Source organism: Candidatus Syntrophosphaera sp., assembly GCA_019429425.1.
GTDB lineage: Bacteria > Cloacimonadota > Cloacimonadia > Cloacimonadales > Cloacimonadaceae > Syntrophosphaera.
Genome location: JAHYIU010000005.1, coordinates 15491 through 33379, shown reverse-complemented (window position 1 = coordinate 33379; position 17889 = coordinate 15491). Strand labels below are relative to the sequence as shown.

At 58.6% G+C, this 17889-nt stretch carries 13 protein-coding genes; 10 read left to right on the top strand and 3 right to left on the bottom strand.

Annotated features, from left to right (window positions below; genetic code table 11):
* Positions 1-114: 114 nt before the first annotated feature.
* Entirely contained in the window at positions 115-1707 is a 1593-nt protein-coding gene (locus K0B87_01140; protein MBW6513349.1) for an OmpA family protein, read from the bottom strand.
* 314 nt (positions 1708-2021) lie between these two features.
* On the opposite strand from K0B87_01140, the gene K0B87_01135 reads away from it, so the two are divergent.
* From K0B87_01135 to phnC, 8 genes are all read left to right on the top strand, one after another.
* On the top strand, positions 2022-5345 hold the full coding sequence (locus K0B87_01135; protein MBW6513348.1) for an endonuclease: 3324 nt from the start codon (positions 2022-2024) through the stop codon (positions 5343-5345).
* Between the two features lie 136 nt (positions 5346-5481).
* Positions 5482-6588: a sodium ion-translocating decarboxylase subunit beta gene (locus K0B87_01130; GenBank protein ID MBW6513347.1), complete on the top strand. Its 1107-nt coding sequence runs from the start codon at positions 5482-5484 to the stop codon at positions 6586-6588.
* Entirely contained in the window at positions 6585-6977 is a 393-nt protein-coding gene (locus tag K0B87_01125; GenBank protein MBW6513346.1) for a cytidine deaminase, read from the top strand. The genes K0B87_01130 and K0B87_01125 overlap by 4 nt, the downstream gene beginning before the upstream one ends.
* Positions 6974-7924, top strand: coding sequence for a radical SAM protein (locus tag K0B87_01120; GenBank protein MBW6513345.1), 951 nt, complete (start codon positions 6974-6976; stop codon positions 7922-7924). Before K0B87_01125 ends, K0B87_01120 begins: the two co-directional genes overlap by 4 nt.
* A gap of 19 nt (positions 7925-7943) precedes the next feature.
* Positions 7944-9035: an N-acetylmuramoyl-L-alanine amidase gene (locus tag K0B87_01115; protein MBW6513344.1), complete on the top strand. Its 1092-nt coding sequence runs from the start codon at positions 7944-7946 to the stop codon at positions 9033-9035.
* Positions 9036-9047: 12 nt separating this feature from the next.
* Positions 9048-10313, top strand: coding sequence for a DUF512 domain-containing protein (locus tag K0B87_01110; GenBank protein MBW6513343.1), 1266 nt, complete (start codon positions 9048-9050; stop codon positions 10311-10313).
* A gap of 55 nt (positions 10314-10368) precedes the next feature.
* Positions 10369-11301: a phosphate/phosphite/phosphonate ABC transporter substrate-binding protein gene (locus K0B87_01105; GenBank protein MBW6513342.1), complete on the top strand. Its 933-nt coding sequence runs from the start codon at positions 10369-10371 to the stop codon at positions 11299-11301.
* A gap of 7 nt (positions 11302-11308) precedes the next feature.
* Positions 11309-12052 carry a phosphonate ABC transporter ATP-binding protein gene (phnC, locus tag K0B87_01100; GenBank protein ID MBW6513341.1) on the top strand — a complete coding sequence of 248 codons (744 nt, stop codon included), beginning with the start codon at positions 11309-11311 and terminating at the stop codon, positions 12050-12052.
* Between the two features lie 584 nt (positions 12053-12636).
* Here the strand turns inward: phnC and K0B87_01095 are convergent.
* Together K0B87_01095 and K0B87_01090 are read right to left on the bottom strand one after the other, a co-directional pair.
* A complete protein-coding gene (locus tag K0B87_01095; GenBank protein ID MBW6513340.1) occupies positions 12637-13128 on the bottom strand; it encodes a hypothetical protein in 492 nt (163 codons plus the stop codon).
* A 212-nt stretch (positions 13129-13340) separates the two neighbouring features.
* A complete protein-coding gene (locus K0B87_01090; protein MBW6513339.1) occupies positions 13341-15074 on the bottom strand; it encodes a hypothetical protein in 1734 nt (577 codons plus the stop codon).
* Positions 15075-16387: 1313 nt separating this feature from the next.
* Between K0B87_01090 and K0B87_01085 the strand changes: the two genes are divergently transcribed.
* Together K0B87_01085 and K0B87_01080 are read left to right on the top strand one after the other, a co-directional pair.
* On the top strand, positions 16388-16987 hold the full coding sequence (locus K0B87_01085; GenBank protein MBW6513338.1) for a V-type ATP synthase subunit E: 600 nt from the start codon (positions 16388-16390) through the stop codon (positions 16985-16987).
* A 7-nt stretch (positions 16988-16994) separates the two neighbouring features.
* Positions 16995-17879, top strand: coding sequence for a DUF2764 domain-containing protein (locus tag K0B87_01080; protein ID MBW6513337.1), 885 nt, complete (start codon positions 16995-16997; stop codon positions 17877-17879).
* The last annotated feature ends 10 nt before the right edge of the window (positions 17880-17889 follow it).

Below are 17889 nucleotides of genomic sequence, written 5' to 3'. Positions count from 1 at the left end.
CCGGAATCTGTAGATTAAAATAAACGGCTGCCAGCAATTGTAACATGTTCAAAAGCCGGATGAGCGAAAAAGGCCCGGCAAAACCGGGCCCTTTCCTTGTATTATGGAGGAGGATCAATTGCTGGCCGCGAAATCGGTGCGGCGGTTATTGGCGCGACCTTCCACGGTTTCGTTGGTGTCCATGGGAACGGTGGCCGCGTATCCTTTGGTTTCCAGGCGGTCGGCCTCAACACCTTTGCTGACGAGGTATTCCTTCACGGCCTTGGCGCGGTTCTCGCCCAGGGGAATGTTGATGCGGTCATTTCCGCTGTTGTCTGTGTGACCCCGTACCAAAAGTTTCACTCCGGGGAATTCTTTCAGGCCGGCAGCCAGGGCGTCGAGCAGGAGTTTATCGGAAGGGGAGATTTCATACAGGTAGGTCTCAAAGTGCACGACTGTCTGGATCAGCCCGGGATCGATCTCTTTGACCGGTTCGGGCATCTTTTCGTTCACGCGGCCTGAAACTGGCAGCCTCAGGTCGGGCGCCCCTGCGCTGGAGAATATGACATGTCCTTCATAGTCGCCAGGCTGCGTTCCGGTGAGGCGGGCCCATACGGTTCCGTCGAAATCGGATCTCAGGGTGGCGGTCTTGACCCAGGTCTGGCCTCCGTCCGCGGAGATCTCATAGCCCTCGGGCGCGCTAACGCTTATCATGCCAGCCAGGTCTTTTCCGGAGATGCGGACGCTCTGGGCGGCTGAGGGACTCCCCTCTTCCGTGCTGAACCTGGTGAAGGTCCCCACGGATGTGATCTCGGGCTGGGGAGCAATGTATTCCTGAACGATGCCGAACACGGGCAGGTTGAGAGTGACTGCCCCAAGGCTGGAATTGACGATGTTGCCGTTAAAAGCCCCGGCCTCTTCTCCGGTCAGGCGCACCAGAATTGGCAGGTCGGAACCCTGCTTCCAGGTGGCTGTTTTGGCCCAGGTCGATCCGCCATCCAGCGATAACTCGTAACCTTCCGGGGCTATTACATTGATGTCTCCGGTCAGGTCGGTTCCCGCCAGAGTGTAGCTTTGGGCTGCTGATGGAGTTCCCTGGGTGGTGGAAAAATCGCCAAATGCCGCCGTAGCCAGGATAACGGGCTGCAAAGCGGCCTTGCGTCCGCCAAAATGGAGGCCCAGCCCGATGTAGGGAGTGATGTATCCGTCCTGCCAGTACCCTGTGTTTTTGAAGTCGATCCGGTCGGTGTTTGTATAGTCATATTTTACACCCAGATCCAAAGTGGTATTCCATTTGGTGAGTAGTGAGATTCCGGCCGCCACGTTCGGCAGCACGTACATGTATTTGCTCCTATCAAGCTCCGGCAGCCCCTGGACGCTCTTGCTGCCGTGATGCGCGTATCCCACCCCCAGCGCGGCGAAGGGGGAAACGCGGTTGATGATGGCCACATCCTTGAAATTGAGGGTCAGAAAATTGGTCGGGCGCAGCTTCAGATAGACGTCCACGCCTTCGATCGAGGAGGAATAGCTGTCCATGTCCGCGCCGTCCATGACCAAAAGGTTGTTGAAATAGGGGTTGATGCCCAGGGCCAGGTATTTGGTCAGCCAAGCGTCCCAGGAAAGGCCCCAGGCGCCTTTCCAGACATTTTCGCCATCGACGTCGTCGGTGGGAATGGCCACCCCGCCCTGCAGGGTCAGAGTGCTTTCAAAAGCAAACAGCGCAGGCATCAAGGCCAACAATAGCAATGTAGCAAGGAGATTATGCAGTGATGTGTGCATCATATACCTCTTGTTTTGATTGATCTATGGTGACATATTAACCCGGGACAGCTTAAGCGGCAAGGCTTTTTTCACTTTGGCCGGCCAACTGGCTCATCCATTGGCGCTTAACCCCGGTAGCCCTGCCGGGAAAGCAAACCCTTGCCAGCGTGACTGGAACCAATCTTGCTTGAACATGGCATTGTGCTTGACAGATATTCCCAAATAGAATTAGAGTTTATTTTGGTGGTGGATTTGCCATCTCACTGTACAGGAGTTTTCAGATGCTTAGAAAAACACTGGCCTGCGCCTTCGCCATTTTCGCCTTTTCCCTTGGCTTTGGGCTGTATGTGGTCAATTTTGAGGGACCAAGCGAGATAAAACCCGCCTATGCCAGCGGAACGGTCAACCTTAGCGGCTTGGATTGGGATCTGACAGAGGTGTTGATTGGCACCCTGGAAGCAGATTTCAAGAACGGCGAACGCTCCGCCAGGCTGCGCGGCTACGGAACTTCGGCCATGACCATGCTGGAAGACAAGAGCGGCGGACTGGGCACCTTATCCTTTTTATACCGGCGCTACGGCACCGATCCCCAGGTCGATTGGAAGGCCGAGTACAGCGTTGATGCGGGCAATTCCTGGATCCAGATCGGATCCTCCTTCACGGCTCCGGCCAGCGATGTCCCCCAGACCTTTTCCCAGGCGGTGAACATGCCCGGAAACGTGCGTATCCGCGTCAAACGGGCCACCGAGACCGGCACTTCCAACAACCGGCTGAACATCGACGACATCACTCTAACGGACTATGTTTCCAGCGCGGAGCTGCTTGTCAGCGGCGATCTTTTGCCTTTCAGCACCTCCGTGGGGATTCCCTCCGCGGCCCAGAGCTACTCGCTTTCTGGAACGGACTTGGCGGAAAACATCGATATCGCCGCCCCACATGGCTTCGAGATCTCATCAGACGGAGGCTTGGTCTGGCAAACACAAGCAAGCCTGCCCCCGGCTTTCAATGGCCTCATCCAGGTCCGGATGACTGGCGCCATGAGCGGGACCTACGGCGGTTACATAGTCCATTCCAGCCTTGGGGCGGAAAACGCCTTGCTGCCCGTGGCCGGGGAAGTGAGCGGTCAGGCCGGGTTCGCGGCAGACCTCTTCATCAGCGAATACATCGAAGGTTCCAGCTACAACAAAGCGCTCGAGATCTTCAACGGCACCGGCAACACCGCGGACCTCTCGGACTACAGACTGGAAACCTATTTCAACGGAGCAAGCACACCATCTCCCCCCCTGACCCTTTCCGGTTATCTGCCCCACGGTGAGGTGCTCGTTCTGGCTCACAGCTCGGCGAACCAATTGATCCTCGACCAGGCGGATATCATCAACAACTCCGTGATCAACTTCAATGGCGATGACGCCATTGTGCTAAGAAAGGTCAGCAATGGGGATTATATTGATATCTTCGGCGTGATCGGCGACGATCCCGGAACAGCCTGGCTTGGAGACGGAGGCTATTCGACCCAGGACCGGACTCTGGTGCGCAAGCCGTCGGTCAGCGCCGGAATAACTGAAAACCCCACTGGAACTGGCAGCGGGGCATTTACGACCCTGGCCTCGGAATGGGACCTCTATGCCCAGGACAGCTTTACCAATCTTGGCTGGCACAGCTTTGAAGGCTCGGGAGAAGAGGTCGATCCGCCCACGGCGCAGGCTTCGGCGATCATCAGCTATCCCACCAGTTCGACGATCGCGCTGGAATGGACGCCCGGAAACGGTTCCCGCCGCCTCGTCAAGATCAACACCCTGAACAGCTTCACCGATCCTCTGGACGGGACCAGCCTCCCGGCCAATCCGGTCTGGGCGGGAGCGGGCGAACAGGTCATCTTCAACGGCTCGACTCAGATCATTGAAGACCTACCCTTCAACGGCTGCGAAGTCACCGGCCTCGGACCGGACACCACCTGGTGGTTCCGGATCTATGAATACAACGGCAGCGGCACTTTCATCCGCTACCTGACCGTCCCGGCCACGGGCAATCCTGCCTCCGCAACCACTCTGCCCTCGCAGGGGACGGACTACTACTCGGATGTTTACGGATACGGGGCGGCGCTCAAGGGTAACCTCCACATCCTGCTCAGAAACACCCACAGCACCCAGTATTCCTATTCCGCCCTGCTCACCCAGATCCCCTACACAGACGAAGATCCGGACAATTTCAATAACATCATCGAGATCTACACCGGCTGGAGCGTGGACAAGGATGACTTCGGCAACGAGGGAACGGACTGGAACCGGGAACACGTTTGGAGCAAGAGCCACGGCGATTTCGGCGATGTGGCGCCCGCGGGCACCGATCTCCACCATCTCCGCCCCTGCGACTCGACTGTCAATTTCTCCAAGAGCAACAAGGACTTTGGCAACGGAGGCAGCCCCTACGTCGATTCCTCTCCTCCGGCAGGCTATTCCGGTGTGACAGGCTGCTATTCCACCTCCTATTCCTGGGAGCCGCGCTACGAGGACAAAGGCGACGTGGCCCGCATGATGATGTACATGGCCGTCCGCTATGAAGGGACTGACACCAGCTACGACCTGGAACTGGTGGACCACTTCTATAGCGAGGGAGGCGCCTACCTGCCCCATTACGGCAAGCTGGCCACCCTGCTCCAATGGCACGTTCAGGACCCGCCCGACCCCCGCGAGGCGAGGCGCAACGATCGCATCTACGAACGCCAGGGCAACCGCAATCCCTTCATCGACGTCCCCGCCTACGCCCAATACATCTGGGCCCCGGTCCCCCTTGCCAATTCCAGCGTCACCACCAGCGGCTTCACGGGCCACTGGAGCACGCCCATCTCCGCCACCGCCTATTACCTGCAGCTTGCCACGGACAGCCTGTTCACCAGCCTCGTCGGCGGATACGTCAACCTCAATGTCAACCTATCCACCAGCCGGAGCTTCACTGGCCTGAACGCCGGAACGACCTACTATTACCGGCTGAGGTCCTGGTTCGAGGACGACTATGGCATGTATTCACCCTTTATGCGGGTCACCCTTTTGGATACCGTCCTTGCCACAGCCACCCTGACGCCCGCCCAAACCCTCGAGGAGACCAATCTGCAGGGAGCGGCCCTCACTTTCAGTTTGCAGAACGCCGCTTTTCTCGACGCCGAACTGTCCATCTCCAGTTTCGTGCTGAACGACGCCCCCGCCGGGCTTTCCATCCAAAGCGTCAGCCATCTGAATCCAACCACGGCAACGATCATCCTGGCCTTTGACGGCACCGATTTCGACGATAATTACCACAGCTTCCGGATCACCGTGGCAGCCTCCGAGATCAGCGTGGACTATCCCGTCACCAGTTTCCCCCTCGGCATCATCGCCCATGTGGAAGGCACCGCCACCATCGCCTTGGAGGGGGAATTCATCCGGCTGACCCTCACCCCTCTGTCCGGAGCCGTGGCCTATCACGTCTTCGCCGCAGATGAGCCCTGGGGCGGCTACATTGAGGTGAGCGCCGAGGGCCTCTTCGACCCCGCTCAGATCAATGTCTGGAGGATCGTGGCCGCATTTGCGGAAAGGCGCTTCTTCCGGGTTTCGGCCGTTCGGGATTAGCTCGCCTTTCCCCTCATTTGCCTTCAAAAAACAAGCTCAGGCGGGATACACAAGCGCCCTCCGGCGATATTCTCATTGACAAACATGTCGCGCCGCAAATAAATGGATTTTCAAGTATAAATTAGGGAGTTTGCCCATGCAGGCCATATTTGGCGGAATTCTGGACTTTGAATACCAACAGGTCATCATGATCCTGATCGGACTGGTCCTGATTTATCTGGCGATAGTCAGGAAGTACGAGCCCACCCTTTTGCTTCCCATAGGGTTTGGCACGATCCTGGCCAATATCCCCAATTCCGCCGCCATCGGAGAGCACGGGCCGCTCCAGATCCTCTTCAACGCGGGCATCAGCACGGAGCTTTTCCCCCTCCTGATCTTCATCGGCATCGGCGCCATGATCGATTTCACACCGCTCTTGAAGAATCCCTCCATGCTCCTCTTTGGAGCCGCAGCGCAATTGGGGATCTTCGTAACCCTGGCCGTGGCCACTTTGCTGGGCTTCGACCTCAGGCAAGCCGGGGCGATCGGCATAATCGGCGCAGCGGACGGCCCCACCTCGATCTATGTGGCCAATCGCTTCGCCCGCGATCTCCTGCCTGCGATCTCCGTCGCCGCCTATTCCTACATGGCCCTGGTGCCCATCATCCAACCTCCCGTGATCCGCCTGCTCACCACCAAGGGGGAGCGCAAAATCCACATGGATTACAACGCCGGGGACGTTCCCAAGATCGTCAAGATCCTCTTTCCCATCATCGTCACCCTCATCGCCGGGATCTTTGTGCCGGCCTCCGTCGCCCTGATCGGATTCCTGATGTTCGGCAACCTCATCCGCGAAAGCGGGGTCCTGCCCGGCCTTTCCAAGACGGCGCAGAACGAGCTCGCCAACATCGTGACCATCTTCCTCGGCATCAGCATCGCCTCCACCATGAGCGGCGTGGCTTTCCTGCGCCCCACCACCCTTTTGATCTTCGCCCTGGGCCTGGTCGCCTTCATCTTCGACACTGCCGGCGGGGTCCTCTTCGCCAAGCTGATGAACCTCTTTCGCAAGCAAAAGCTCAATCCCATGATAGGCGCCTGCGGGATCTCGGCCTTCCCGATGTCCGCGCGGGTGGTGCATCAGATGGGCCAGAAAGAAGACCCCTTCAATTTCCTCCTGATGCCTGCCGTATCCGTAAACGTCGGCGGACAGATCGGTTCCGTCATCGCCGGAGGCCTGATCCTGGCCCTCCTGGGGAATCTATGAACGCAGAATTAAAAGCTCTTCTCTCCCAGGCCAAAGCCGCCTCTGCCCAAGCCTACGCCCCCTATTCAGGCTACCGCGTCGGCGCCGCCTTGCTCTGCGCGGATGGCAGCATATTCACCGCAGCGAATGTGGAAAACGCCTCCTATTCGCTTTCCAGCTGTGCCGAGCGCAACGCCGTCTTTCAGGCCGTGAACGCCGGCCAGAGGGACTTCGCGGCCATCGCCATCTACGTGGGCGACGACAAGCTCTTTCCCCCCTGCGGTGCCTGCCGCCAAGTATTGGCGGAGTTCAATCCCGGCCTCCGGATCGTCTATGCCAACCGCCTCCAGGCGATCGAGACCGACCTGGCCACCCTCCTGCCCCAGGCTTTTTCCTTAAGAGAGATATGAGCAGGGAATACAGCGAACTAAAGGATTGCCGCGTCTGCCCCCAGGCCTGCGGAGTGGACCGCTATCGGGAAACGGGGTTCTGCGGCGCGGGACATCGCCTCAAGGTCAACCTGGTCCAGCTCCATCACGGCGAGGAGCCTGTCCTGAGCGGAACCCGGGGCAGCGGAACGATCTTCCTCTCCCATTGCAACCTGCACTGCGTCTTTTGCCAGAACCACACCATCTCCCAGGGAGGCTGGGGAAACCACATCACGGAAGAGGATTGCGCGGAGACAATGCTCGAGCTCCAGACCGCGGGAGCCCACAACGTCAACCTGGTCTCCCCCACCCACTTCACGCCCCAACTGGCGGAAGCGATCCGGATCGCCAAAGCAAAGGGCCTGGCCATCCCCATCGTCTGGAACAGCAACGCCTATGAGTCCGTGCCCAGCCTCCAAAGCCTGGCCGGGCTGGTGGACATCTATCTGCCGGATTTCAAATACGCCCACGCCGCCTATGCCCTCAAATACTCCTCCGCCCGGGATTATCCCGAAGTCGCCCTCCTGGCCCTCAAGGAAATGTACGCCCAGGTTGGCGATCTGGAAACCGACGCAGATGGCAACGCCACCAAGGGCGTCCTCATCCGCCATCTGGTCCTTCCCAACGGACTGGCCGGAACCCGAGCAGCCCTGAACCTGCTTTTCGACAACTATGGGACCAATGTCTCCCTCAGCCTCATGGCCCAATACTATCCCGCCGCAAGGGCCGCCAATTATCCCGAACTGGACCGCGGCCTGAGGCCGGATGAATACCAACAGGCCCTCGACCAGGCGTCAAACCTCAGTTTCAAGAGGGTCTTCACCCAGCAGCTGAGCTGCTCATCCGAGTGGACACCGGATTTCACCCCTCCGGGCGAACCGTCCTCTCCCACCACCGTCAATTTCCGGGGAAAACAAAACCATGCCTAAATACGCTCCCTTGCTCATCATGGCCCTGCTGGCCTCCCTCACCGCCCTGGCGGCCGACATCAGCTTCGTGCTCAATCCCACCAACACCACCAAAAGCATCCCCACTCTCAAGCTGCAACAGCGTGATTACGTTAGTTTTGAGGACATCAACGCCACCATCGGCTCGATCGTCAAAGAGGAGCTCAGCGAAAACCGCGTCCATTTCTTCTTCTACGGCGAGCAGTTCATCTTTCTCACCAATTCATCCTTTTACAGTTTCAAAAACGAGATTTACAACATGCATTTCCCGATGCTTCAGGAGGGCGCGAAATTCTATCTCCCGGCCGTCTTCGTCCTCGAGCATCTCCCCCTCCATTTCCCGCGGGAAGTGCAATTGAGGGGCAAAAACCTCAAGGTCGCCAAGCCGCCGGACAAAAGCATCCGCAGGATCGTCATCGATCCCGGCCATGGCGGCAAAGACCCCGGCGCGGTGGGCAAGAAGGGAGCCCGGGAAAAGGACGTCAACCTCAGCGTCGCCCTCCGCCTCAAACAGCTTCTGGAAAAGGAACTGGGGGTGCAGGTGCTGATGACCCGCTCCGACGACCGCTTCGTCTCCCTCAGCGATCGCACCAAGTTTGCCAACGACAACCGCGCCGACCTCTTCATCTCCATCCACACCAACGCCTCCAAAACCAGGACCGCAACAGGCCTGGAAACCTTCTACCTGGCAACCTCCATGAATTCGGACACCCGCGCGGTCGAGGCCCTCGAAAACGACGTCGTGGAGCTCTATGAAGGCAAGGGCGAAAGCAGCAAATACGACGACCTCGCCTTCATCCTCAGCGATCTCAGCCAGACCGAGCACCTGGAAAACAGCAACAGCTTGGCCTTCCTGGTCCAGCGCAACCTCGTGGCCGGGGCCAGAGGGATGGACCGCGGTGTCAAGCAAGCCAATTTCTGGGTCCTCCGCGGCGCTTTCATGCCCGCCATCCTCATCGAGATGGGCTTCATCTCCAATCCAGCCGAGGAAGCCCTGCTCTCCAACCGCGATTATCAGGATCGCCTGGCCCGCACCATCTATGAAGGCATCAAACGCTATAAATACCGCTACGACCAGACCCGCAACGCCTGAGCAGGGATAGCCATGCCGCTCTTGATCGCTGAAGTCCAGCCCCGCAGCCTCGCCGCCAAGGCAGGCATCGAGGCCCGCGACACCATCCTGAGCATAAACTCGATGCCGGTGAATGACTTCTTCGACCTCGAATACTACGCCAACGACTATCAGCTCGATTTTGAGCTCAGGGACACCCAGGGCCAGCCCAAATCCGCCACCGTCCTCAGGCAAAGCAGCAAAGCCCTCGGGATCGGGCCCGAGCCCCACACCGTCTCCCGCTGCCGCAACAACTGCATCTTCTGCTTCATCGACCAGATGCCCCCCAAACTCCGCCCCAGCCTCTATCTCAAAGACGACGACTACCTCTATTCCTACGTCTTCGGAAACTACATCACCCTCAACAACCTCAATCCCGCGGAGATCAAGCGCATCGCCGGCCAACACATCAGCCCCCTCTACATCTCAGTCCACACCACCGATCCCGCCCTCCGCGGAAAGCTGATGCGCGGGCTCAACCAGCCGGACGTCCTCGCCACCCTGCGCGAACTGGCCGGATCCGGCATTGACTACCACCTCCAGATCGTCTGCGTGCCTGGCTACAACGACGGCGGCAAGCTGCGCGAAACCCTGCGCGACCTCTCAGACGGCTCCCTTTCCACCCTGTCCGTCGGAGTCGTTCCCGTCGGCCTCACCCGCTTCCGCGAAGGCCTCACCCCCCTGCGCCCCTTCGATGAAAATCTGGCCCGCGAAACGGTCGCCATCATCGAGGAATTCCGCATCCAGAACGAGAACGTCTATGCCGCGGACGAGCTCTTCGTCCTTGCTGGCCTTTCCATCCCCGGCCCCGAGTACTACGGCGATTTTCCCCAGCTTGAGAACGGCATCGGCATGCTCAGGCTGATGCAGATGAATTTCCAGAGGCGGAAACGCGCCCTCGCCAAGGAGCTGGACAAAGCCGCCGCGCCTTTCCTGATGCTCACTTCACGCCTCGCTTTCGGCACCGTCGCCGCCATCGCCGAGGACCTCAACGGCCGCCTGAACAAGAGCCAGCTTCGCGTCCAGGCTCTGCGCAACGACTTCTTCGGCGAGCACATCAGCGTCAGCGGCCTCCTCACCGCTTCCGACATCCTCAGCCAGCACACCGCAGCCACCAATGAGGGGATCATCCTTCCCTCCAGCATTTTCAACCACGAGGGTGTCACCTTGGACGATGTTTCCCAGGTCGAGCTCAAAGCCAAACTCCAGCGCCCCCTCCTGCTCATCGACCAGTTTTGCGAGGATTGGGAATGGCTCTGACGCGAATTTTGCCCTGCATAACAATTTCATCCCCAAACTATCTCCGGGAGAGCGTATGAACCTGAAAAGTATATTCCTGTCAATGATCGCCCTGGCCTTGCTGCTCGGCTCTTGCATGAGCGAGAAGGACAGGCTGGCCAAGGCCAACCTGGACCTCGGTTCCAAGAAGAATCCCATCAAGATGTATTTCGTGCCTTCCATGGAGGCCTCCACCGTGGTCACCAGCGGCGAGGCCATTGCCGACTATCTGGAAAAGGAGACCGGCTACCGCTTCAAGGTCGCCGTTCCCACCAGCTACGCCGCCGTGATCGAGGCGATCGGCACTTTCCAGGCGGACGTGGCCTGGCTGCCCACCTTCGCCTACGTCCTGGCCCAGGAAAAATACTCTGCCGAGGTGAAGTTCATGACCATCCGCAACGGCCTGGACAAATACCGCGGCCAGTTCGTGGCCAGGAGCGACAGCGGGATCGACAGCCTCGCGCATATCGCCGGAAAGGTCATCGCCTACACCGATGCCGCCTCCGCCTCCGGCTATATCTATCCTTCCGCCATCCTCAAACTGCAGGGCGTCGAACCGGGGCGCTACACCTTCGCCGGAGGCCATCCCCAGTCCATCACCGCCGTCTACAACGGAACCGCGGATGTCGGCTGCACCTACTGGTCCCCGCCCGACGCTTCCGGCAAGCCCAAGGACGCCCGCGAAAAGCTGCTCGAGACCTATCCAGACGTCTTTGACAAGATCAAGATCGTCGCCTTCACAGATTGGATCCCCAACGACACCGTCACTTTCCGCCGCGCCCTGCCGCCCCAGATCGAGGCCAGCCTGATCGCGGCGCTCGCCAAGTTTTCCCAGAGCGACGACGGCCAGGAGGTCCTCCGCGCCCTCTACGACATCGACGGCCTCAGCCCCGCCACTGACGCGGATTACGACGTCGTGCGCCACACCCTCGGGACCCTCGGCATGGATCCCCAGGAGATGCTCGATTAGAGCGGCGATGGCGCCCCAACTCCAGATCAGGGACCTGCGCAAGAGCTACGACGGCAAGATCTGGGCCCTGGACGGCATCTCCTTCGATGTTTCCAAGGGGGATTTTGTCATCCTCCTCGGCCTCTCCGGCAGCGGGAAATCCACCCTCCTGCGCTGCGTCAACCGCCTCGTGGAGCCCAATTACGGCGATGTCCTCTACGAAGGATCCTCCGTCCTGGCCCTCAGCGGCCACCAGCTCCGCCGTTACCGCTGCCACATCGCCATGGTCTTCCAGCAATTCAACCTGGTCAAAAACCTCACCGTGCTCACCAACGTCCTCAGCGGCCGCCTCGGCTCCCACGGCCTGATGGCCAGATTCACCCCCGAGGAGCTGGATCAGGCCCATAAAAACCTCAAACGGGTCGGATTGGAGGACTACGCCCGCCGCCAGGTTAAAAACCTCTCCGGAGGCCAGCAGCAGCGCGTTGCCATCGCCCGCGCCCTGATGCAAAACCCCGCCGTGATCCTCGCCGACGAGCCCGTGGCCAGCCTCGATCCCGCCACCGCCGATTCGATCATGCAATACCTCGCACAGATCAATTCCGAGGGCATCACCGTCCTCTGCTCGCTCCATTTCCTCTCCCTCGCCCGCCGCTACGGAAACCGCGTGATCGCCCTCAAGGACGGCCTCAAGGTCTACGAAGGCCTCCCCATCGACATCGACAAAGCCCGCTTTAAACAGATCTACGGGCAGGACGCCGAAGAGATATAGCCGTTTTCAGAGTGGATTGAGAAGACCTGGAGCCGAGCGGTACCCTGGAGTCGAGCGGTATCCTGGAGTCGAGCGGTACCCTGGAGTCGAGCGGTACCCTGGAGTCGAGCGGGGCGGCCTCTGACTTATCCTGTTCAGTATCCAGGCTATGTTTCCGGCCCGCATGGACTCCAGGAAAGAAGCTAACGATGACCTGATAAATCTTGCTGGAAAGAAGCTAACGATGACCTGATAAATCTTGCTGGAAAGAAGCTAACGATGACCTGATGGGTCTTGCTGGAGTCCATGCCCGCCTTCACTCAGCTTCGCGTTGCTTGAGGATAATCGGGAGGCAGGCGGGCTCGACTCCAGCGTGGCGGGCTCGACTCCAGCCTTCCCAGCCCCTCTTCCCCTCTTCCCCCTCCCTATCGGCGCTTCGGCGAGCGCCGCTACTGTACAGGCGGACGCCGTTCCGCCTTTCCCCTCTTCCCCTCTTACCCTCTTCCCCTCTTCCCCTCTTACCCTCTTACCCTCTTACCCTCTTACCCTCTTACCCTCTTCCCCCTCTTCCCCTTTACCCCATTTTACATTCTACATTGTACATTTTACATTGCCCCGTCCAGCCTCTCATACCCGGGCACGGGCAGAAGCAGCCCGGCTTCCACGGCCTGTTTGACCGAGGCGCAGGGCAGGTTTCCCGCCGTGATCTGGGCGCGGTTGAGCGTCTCCAGGTCGATCGCGGTTTCGCCCGCGGGCGGAGTCCCGTCCGGAGCGAGCGGTGAGCCTTCCAGGCTGTAGTTTTTGGCCAGGTTCCACATCATCCGGTTGAACAGGTTGTACCAACTGTTGACGCTGTTTTCCCGGTATTCCCTGCGGTACATCTCGGTGTAGGTGATCAGGTCCAGCCGGAAGCCCTCCGAGAGCCCCAGGGCCTTCAGGTTGCGCGCGATCCGGGCCAGGCGGTGGTTGTTTTCCGTCGGTTTCCACTTGGGTATGGTGCGCACCAACACCCGGTCCAGCCTGGGGTTGTAATAGAAAACCAGGCCGTCGCACTTGCCCGAATAGGCCAGCAGCATGTTTTTGAGTATCGCTTTCATTTTCCCTCCTTTTTACTTTGTTTTTACTCCGTTTTTACCGCTGAATCCCTCATCAGGACAAGATCCGTAAAAACGTAGGAATATTTTGCACCTTATCTCCATTTCATTTTTGAATGAATTCTGCTGCTATAGGAATTATTTTTACATTTTTACCAACCCATGCTGCTCCTGAGTTCTGGAAGTAAAAACGGTTTTTACTGGTTTTTACTTTTTTACTCATGCCCAGCTCCGATCGGGATGAACGTGCACCAATAGATACTTGAAGAAGCTTTGACCGAAACCTCCAGCTTCCTCAGCTCCCCATACTTTTTCAGCCTCATATTGAACTTCTTGGACGACTCCTTCCGCTTGATCCCGTATTCCTCTTCGTAGTTGGTTTTGAGGGCCTTGGCGTCGAATTTGGCCTCGCCTTTCTCCACCAGGGCGCCTCCCACCCAGTGGTCCAGATATTCGACGAGGTCGTCCCCGATCTCCAGTTCCAGCGAGGTTTCCAGCACGTTGTTGGCGTAGGGCGGCAGGCCTTTGGTGGCCACTTCATGGAGCAGCGCGAGGCGGACGCAGTTCAGCGCGAAGAGGTCGAACTGGCGCCAGTCTCGGGCGTTGAAGCCCTCGTTGAAGAAGCCGCGGCCAAAGTCGTCGACCGGTTTGTGGCTCGCGTTGTAATAGCGGTGGAGCTGGACGTCCATCCTCCGGCGCAGGTCCGAATCGCGGGTCCCCGAGACCGGGTTGTTGCTCGTGATCACGGCTTTGGGCGCCTCTTCGAAGCTCAGAAACTCCGATTCCTGGCCCTTCTTGTTCAGCTTCATGCCCACGCTCACCCAGGAATAGACGTCCTCGATGCGGAAGCGCCGCGTATCCAGGTCGTCGATCACCACCACCTTGGTTTGGCGCGTCACGTTGTCGAAATTGTGCTGGTAATCGCGTTTCAGGTTCTCCCCGGTCTCCAGCACCAAGCGGTTGCCCGCGGCCCCGGAAGGGGACTGCATGGCCGCCAGGAGCTGGATTATCAGCGATTTTCCCGAACCTCCGTTGCGTTCGCGATCGCCCTCCGTGGCGTCCGAATAGATCGTCAGGCAAGGCTGGAGGCGGCTTTTAAAGCCATGCAGGTTGTAGCCGATGGAGCAGAGATAGGCCGTGTGGCGCGCTTCATCGAACAAAGGTTGCCCGTCGGGGCCTTTTCTCCGCGGATCAGTACACTGGTTTTTGGTGAAGCGGTAATAGATCCCCTCCTTCCAGTCCGGATCGAAGCCGAAGGCCCTCTGGATGATGTCCTCGCGCCAGACATAGCGGTCCAGCTTGGGATAGGGGATGGTCTGGAAGCCGTCCGCCGTGATCCGCACCGCGACATTCAGATAGAGCTTGTAGCATTCCGTGGCGGTGTCGGAGAGGAATTTCCCCTCGAACTCCGGCAGCGTGGTCAGGTTCTTGATCTTGAAGAATTCCTTGGTTTTCCGAAAGACCTTGTCCTTCACCGCCTGGATCAGCTCGTTCGCCTTGAGCATATTTTCCACATCCTGCTTGGCTCTGAGCATGTCCACCTTCTCCAGGATCTTCCCCTTGGGCAAAACGAGCTCGCAGGTTCCGTTCGCCAGATAGCGCCGGTAGCCCAGATGGGCCAGGAAGCCGCAGAAATCCACCGGATTGAGGTATTCGTCCACGTTTCCCTTCAGCATCGACGTCAGGAAAGGCGGATCGGGCTCTCTTTCCGGGGTGGGCGGAATCGGGGTGGCATATTCCGATTTGCCACAGGGCCCGGAGGGCTCTTCAGGAATAGAATCGGACTCCGTCCGATCTGCCGAAACGGAATTCGGCAGCCCAATCTCCGGCAGGCTCGGCTCCAGCTGGGCGGCCTCGCCATCCTCGTCATCGTTGTAGTCAGGATACCCCGGCTGGTCGTAATACGCCCCGGGATAGTCCTCCACCAGTTGTTTTAACACATTTCTCATAATGTCCTCCTTTTCTTTTTTTTGTTTCGGGAAAAGCCCCCAAACGCCAGGTTGGAAAGGCCTCGCGGCTGTTTTCCCCGGTGGGGGTGGAAGGGGCTGGCCCCTCCTCAGGGAAAGGCCGGGAAAATGACCCTTGAACAGGCCCGAGACCCTTTTCCCCACAGGGATTGAAGCTCTTCACCGAGTTATGATGCCAAGATACTCAGGCCGGGTTATCTGTCAAGGGCTTTTTGCGTCTGAATGTTATTCTTTTCACCCTCGTATTTCCCTACCTTATATAATATATACTCGCTTCACCTTTCTTCCCTTCACACTTTTTTCGCCCACGCCCCGCGGGAGCTCAATTTACACATCCCCAATGGCCTTCGGACTGTGTTGGGCAAAGGTTCGAGGGGCATGAACACCATCAATGGGCCGATATTGGGTTTGTTGAAGATATATGAGTCCGAAGGACGGCAGTGTATTAACACGGTATGGAGCGCAGCGGAATGCCGTGGTGGCGGGATGGCGTTTTGGCGTTTTGGCGTTGTGTCGCTTTTTGCGAGTCCGGAGGACGGCAGTGCATTAGCACGGTATGCAGCGCAGCGGAATGCCGTGGTGCCGTGGTGGCGGGGTGGCGTTTTGGCGGTTTGGTGTTGTGTCGCTTTTTGCGAGTCCGAAGGACGGCAGTGCATTAGCACGGTATGGAGCGCAGCTGAATGCCGTGGTGGCGGGGTGGCGTTTTGGTGTTGTGTCGCTTTTTGCGAGTCCGAAGGACGGCAGTGCATTAGCACGGTATGGAGCGCAGCGGAATGCCGTGATAGCGTAGGTATGATCCCAATGATATAATATCCCCACCCCCACCCCCAGGGCTGACGGAGTCTGCCCTTGGGGGTGGGGGTGGGGCAAACACGAACACAGTCCCCGTCACATATCACGGCATTCCGTTCCTTGCCCCGCAAACTCGCTCCGCTCCTTTGCCGGCCGCGTCACTCCATACCGTGCTAATGCACTGCCGCCCTCCGGGCTTTAATAAGGATCCCCAGTGGCGAGCCCCAGCCCCTTTTCCCCTTCCTCTCGGCGCTTCGGCGAGCGCCAGCCCCTTTTCCCCTTCCTCTCGGCGCTTCGGCGAGCGCCAGCCCCTTTTCCCCTTCCTATCGGCGCTTCGGCGAGCGCCGCTACTGTACAGGCGGACGCCGTTCCGCCTCTTCCCCTTTTCCCCCTTTTCCCCTTTTGCCCTTTCCCCCTCTCCCCCTTTTTCCCATATAATTATTGACATAATCGGGGCGGCAGATTTTTTTGTAAACCAAAGCGAAAATCACAGTGGAGAAGTTATGACCGACAAGCTGCAAGACCTTTTGAAGCGTGTTTACGACGAGGGCGTGGACAAGGCCAAAACCGAGGCGGAGGCGATCCTGGAGCAGGCCAATTCGGAGGCGGAAAAGATCGTGGCCCAAGCCAAAGCCGAAGCGGAAAAGACGCTTTCCGAGGCCCAAAAGAAGGCCGCGGACCTGCTCAAGAACAACGAATCCGACCTCAAGATGGCCGCCCAGCAAACTTTGAGCGCCGTCAAGCAAAAACTCACCGACGTCTTTCTGGACAAGGCTTTCGACGCCAGCCTGGGCAAAGCTTCCGGCGACCCGGAGTTCCTCAAGAAGGTGATCCTGGAAACAATTGCTGCCTGGAAGGAATCCGGAGGTTTGATCACCATCTCGGAAAACATGAAGGGCAAGCTCGAAGAGCAGTTCCTGAGCAGCCTCAAAGGCACGGCGGAGAAAGGCCTCAAGGTGGAATTCTCGCCCCAGATGAAGAGCGGTTTTTCCCTCGCCCCGGCCGACGGCGGCTATAAGCTCAGCTTCACAGACGAGGACTTCGCCAGCCTCTTCAAATCATACCTCAGGCCCCGCAGCAACCAGCTCCTCTTCAAGAACTGACCCGGGCATGCGCAGCCAGTATTACTATTTCATCACGGGTCTGCCGGCCCTCTCGATCGACGACTCCAAGAGCTCGATCACGCTTCAGAACTTCATGGAGGAGGCCAAGACCCACCTCACGGCGGGGGATTTCAAGCTCCTGCTGCTGCTCTGCCTGCCCGAGGACGTGGGCGACCTCCTGCGCCTGATCTACCAGAACGAAAGCGAGAGCCGGCCGATCGGGGAATGTTCGCGCGCTTTCTGGCAAGCCTACATTGAGCTGATGAAACAAAAGGCAGCCGATCCCTCGATCCGCCTCAGCAAAGACTATCAGGCCTATCCGGACTACTGGCACGAGCTGATCCTGGGCATCTTTTCCGGCGAGGAACTGCCCCCCTTCCTGGACAGCCAGCACCGGCTCCTGGAGGCCACTTTCGCCTTCGCCGCGGGGCTGAGGAACAAATTCCTCTCCGGCTGGTTCGAATTCAACCGCGAGATCCAGAACATCCTCATCGCCATCAACGGCCGGCATCATAAGCTGGACTTTGCCAAACACCTCGTCGGCGGCGGAGAATTGGTGGAAAAGCTGGCCAAGAGCCACGCCGCGGACTTCGGGCTGGGCAAGGACCACGAGCTTTTCAACGACCTCCTGCGCATCTGGGAGCAAAACAACATCCTCTACCGCGAACGGGGCTACGACATCCTCCGCTGGAAATGGATCGACAACCATAACTTTTTCAACTATTTCAACATCGACCGGATCCTCGGCTACTACGCCCAACTGCGCATCCTCAGCCGCTGGCTGGCGCTCGATCCCTCCCTCGGCAAGGAGGTCTTCCAGGACACCATGGACACCCTCTCCGGCAGCTTCTCCTTCCCCGAGCAATTCAATATCAAAGCAAAAAAGAAATAGAAGGTAGTTT